Origin of the sequence: Tardiphaga sp. (genome assembly GCF_028290785.1) — a bacterium.
Lineage (GTDB): Bacteria > Pseudomonadota > Alphaproteobacteria > Rhizobiales > Xanthobacteraceae > Tardiphaga.
The window spans coordinates 1-3,586 of record NZ_JAQGJD010000410.1 but is presented as its reverse complement, the minus strand read 5'-3'; the positions used below and the strand labels follow the sequence as shown (position 1 = coordinate 3,586).

Below are 3,586 nucleotides of genomic sequence, written 5' to 3'. Positions count from 1 at the left end.
TGGGGCGGGCGCGCGCATTTGATGCTGGCGCCGACTGGCGCTCTCGGCGCGTTAGGCCCCGCTCAAGGTTTCCTCCTGTTCGCCTGGGGCGGGGTCTTTCCGACGGGTTCACCGTCAGGGCAGGACATCTTGCAGGCGAGGCTTGCGACGTGGAACCGGCAATCCTCCACTGCGTAATATGGCCGACCAATTGGTGGAGGGGATCATGGCGCGGCGACCGATCGTTGTTCGTTGGACACCCGAAGAGATCGAGAAATTAAAGGCTCTTGTTGCGCAAGGCGCATCGGCTGCCCGTGCCGCAGCGGCCACGAAGCGAAAAATCATGGCCGTGCAGGTTAAAGCCCGCGAGCTGGGCACGCCATTTTCTCCGATCCGGACCGAGCGAAAAAAACGGCAGGAGCCTTTGGCTAAGAACGAACTCCGGCCCTGGCGATCGTTCTGATGAACTGAAGCCGCTCGCGCCTGCGCCCTGGAGCGATTCCGGCGCCATGACATAGATCAAATCATCGGTACAGATGGTCCGGCCGTCGTTCCCAAGTGATATAAAAAAGGCCCCGAAAAAGGGGCCTTTTCTCACCGCTAGTTACCGCTGCCGCCTCCAGCGCCGCCGCCACCACCCGAGGTCCGGCCTTCAGCGGAATTATTCATTGAATTAGCACCAGCTGCACTATTGTTGCCGCTGAGCGAACTAGCGTTATTGCCGCGTTCTGATCCCGTCGCCATTGGTGCAGCACCCGTTGTTCCGGTCTTACGATCAACGGCGGTGCCGGTCGATGTTACCCCCGGTTGGGTCACACCCGTTCCGGCGGAATTTGCTTGAGGCGCGCTAGGGTTCGCGCCTGATTGCGCATATGCTGCGGGCGTACCAAGCAGCACGAGCGCTGCGGCGGTCATAATAACTTTTTTCATTTTGTCTCCTCGCGTTGAAGCCCCACCATCAAATGCCGATGGCTAAGAAGCGTTCCCTGCGCTTTACCGCAATACATCACTAACCGCTAAGATAGTGTAGAATGAAGGCGAGGTTTTACTTTGACTGTCGTCGAAAGCTATGAGGAGTGGCGCGTCGTAGTACGTGACGGTTCTGAATTGAGCATCCATCAAGCATTAGAAGACGCTTTTAAAGAGTCTCGAAAATGGATCGATGCGAAATCAGATCGAGGAAGCCGTTCTTGATGCCTCAGAGAATCGAGCCGCTATCTACGGCTCTCACGGGGTCGCGGCGTTCGCCACCACGATGTCTCACAGTTCGAAGCTGGAGGACGGGCCTGAACTCTACAAAACTTTCCGCGCGTAGGGGTTTGTCGTCGAAGCGGCCGATAGCTTCGCGGAACGATGCGCACAGCAGGTGATTTCTTCGTATCGAAGAAGCAAGCGCATTATAATCACGACGGCCGCAATCGGCCGCTCGCTGAGCCTCGCCCTGGCCTAATCGGGCGGTGCGCTATTGGTGCGGCCGGCAGATCTGACAATGCGGCATCGCCGATGCGCCCGGTGGCATCATCACGTGTGGCAGCGCCTGGCTAGGCGATTCCGTTGTACGCGTCTGGCAGAAACTTATGTTGGAACGCTCGACATCCATCTCCCGTTTCCCCTGTCGACGGTCCAACATGCACTTAGATTGGAGCTCCGATGTCAGAAGTCCCCACCATCGCACTGCGTGCTTATCAGCTGTGGGACGCGGCCGGACGGCCGGAGGGCCGCGCTGATGAATTTTGGTTTCAGGCGGAGGAGGATTTTCGCGCATTGTTGGAGGCAAAAGTTTCCGCGGACAATCGCGAGTCAGACCCGTCTCTCGGCGATGATTGAAGTTGCGCTCGCGTCGGGTCGCCGTCTATCGATCAGTCGGCGCGACCGGCCGGCATAAGCGCGATCCGCCGGGAGTGCGCCCCGCCCGCTGGCGCGGTCGCGCGACCATCGAGTGCTGTGCTGCCTAATGCGGCGCCCTGCAGGCCTCAGGAATTTAGACTGTCCGCCCGGGGTGCCGGCTCTCCAACCGGATTGAAGGCTCGAGGCGCCGAATCGAAGAATCGCGAGCGACGACGCGCGGTCGACAAATCACATGCCTCTATCGACGCGGCGGAACAGGATCACGACGTAGCAGTGGTGGCGATGGAAGCCGAGCGCTGCCTATCGACGCGCGATCCGAAATGGAAGTTAGGCGGTCGGGAACAGGAACCATTGGTTTTCTGCCTTCCCCCATGACCTCGGGCCAAATTGCAAAGTTGCGACATCGAAATTCACTCCTTTGCCGCCGCCTATGGTGCAGCCATCAGAAAGCCACGTCGCAGCTCTGACAGAAATAGCGCGCGGCGAACGGCCCAAGGGAACTTGGAACAATTGACATTGTTCTGAGATCACAAAAAGGCCTCGTGCAGCGATGGGTAAATCAGAATGTCCGGAAATCCGCGTAAAAATCCGAAGATCGAGGCGTACGCTGGCCCGGCAGGGGGATGGGGCTCAGCCAGATCGGTGACGGAGATTACGCTCCGAGAAGGCCTCGCGGTTCAGGGACCGCCGCTGCTAACGCACCAGAACAAGCCCGACGGATACATGTGCGTCAGTTGCGCATGGGGCAAGCCGGCGCAGCCGCATCCACTGGAATTCTGCGAAAATGGCGCGAAGGCAACCGCGTGGGAAGTGACGTCCAAGCGCGCCGATCGTGGCTTCTTCGCTGCCCACACCCTGACGAAATTGGAGGGTTGGCGAGATCACGATCTCGAAGAGCGCGGACGGCTGACGCATCCGATGCGCTGGGACGCTGCCAGCGACAAATACGTTCCGGTATCATGGGAGGAGGCCTTCGAAGAAATCGGTCGCGAATTGCGCGCCATGCGGCCCCAGAACGTCGAGTTCTATACGTCGGGCCGGGCGTCGCTCGAGACCGCCTACATGTATCAGCTCTACGCGCGCATCTACGGCAGCAACAATTTGCCGGACAGTTCGAACATGTGCCACGAGAGCTCGTCCGTCGGTCTGCCGCAAAGCATCGGAGCCTCGGTCGGTACCGCCATGTTGTCCGACTTCGAGAACACCGACTGCATCTTTTACATCGCGCAGAACGTCGGTACCTCGTCACCACGGATGCTGCACGATCTGCAGGACGCCGTCGGCCGCGGCGTGAAGCTCGTCGCCATCAATCCGTTGCGTGAGCGTGGCCTGGAGCGGTTCGTCAACCCGCAGTCGCCGACACAAATGATTACCGGCAAGGAGACCAAGATTGCGTCCTCTTATTACCAAGTGCGCAACGGCGGCGATATTGCCGTCATTTTCGGGATCAGCAAGGCGCTGATCGAAGCCGACGATATCCTACAGGCGCAAGGGCAAAGCAAGGTCGCGGGCGATGATGGCAAGCCGCACCCACCGAGCGACGCTGCCGCCGCCGCCTTCGCGGCATCGATGGCCGCGGCTGACAAGAAGCACGTCCTCGACCATGATTTCATCAGGCAGCACACGCTGGGATTCGATGAATTCGCCGCCGCAGCGCGCGCTTATTCCTGGGAGGAGCTGGAGCGGATCTCTGGCCTGACTAAGGCGCAGATGCTTGAGGCGGCGGAGACTTACGCACAAGCGAATGCTGTCCTGATCA

The 3,586-nt window shown here is 59.6% G+C and carries 4 protein-coding genes; 3 read left to right on the top strand and 1 reads right to left on the bottom strand.

The annotated features are described in order from the left end of the window. Nucleotides 1-178 precede the first annotated feature (178 nt). A complete protein-coding gene (locus tag JWR89_RS25805; RefSeq protein WP_299721042.1) occupies nucleotides 179-442 on the top strand; it encodes a hypothetical protein in 264 nt (87 codons plus the stop codon). Between the two features lie 137 nt (nucleotides 443-579). Here the strand turns inward: JWR89_RS25805 and JWR89_RS25800 are convergent, their stop codons facing one another. Continuing rightward, nucleotides 580-909, bottom strand: coding sequence for a hypothetical protein (locus JWR89_RS25800; RefSeq protein ID WP_299721041.1), 330 nt, complete (start codon nucleotides 907-909; stop codon nucleotides 580-582). A gap of 720 nt (nucleotides 910-1,629) precedes the next feature. Here JWR89_RS25800 and JWR89_RS25795 point away from each other — a divergent pair. Continuing rightward, nucleotides 1,630-1,806, top strand: a complete 177-nt coding sequence (locus JWR89_RS25795) for a DUF2934 domain-containing protein (RefSeq protein ID WP_299721040.1) — start codon at nucleotides 1,630-1,632, stop codon at nucleotides 1,804-1,806. A 585-nt stretch (nucleotides 1,807-2,391) separates the two neighbouring features. Further along, on the top strand, nucleotides 2,392-3,586 hold a 1,195-nt coding region (locus tag JWR89_RS25790; protein WP_299721039.1), incomplete at its 3' end, for a molybdopterin-dependent oxidoreductase.

Excerpts from the sequence above, each read along its gene's own strand:
- JWR89_RS25805 (WP_299721042.1), top strand. The coding sequence starts at position 179 with ATGGCCGACCAATTGGTGGAGGGGATCATGGCGCGGCGACCGATCGTT.
- JWR89_RS25800 (WP_299721041.1), bottom strand. The coding sequence starts at position 909 with ATGAAAAAAGTTATTATGACCGCCGCAGCGCTCGTGCTGCTTGGTACG.
- JWR89_RS25795 (WP_299721040.1), top strand. The coding sequence starts at position 1,630 with ATGTCAGAAGTCCCCACCATCGCACTGCGTGCTTATCAGCTGTGGGAC.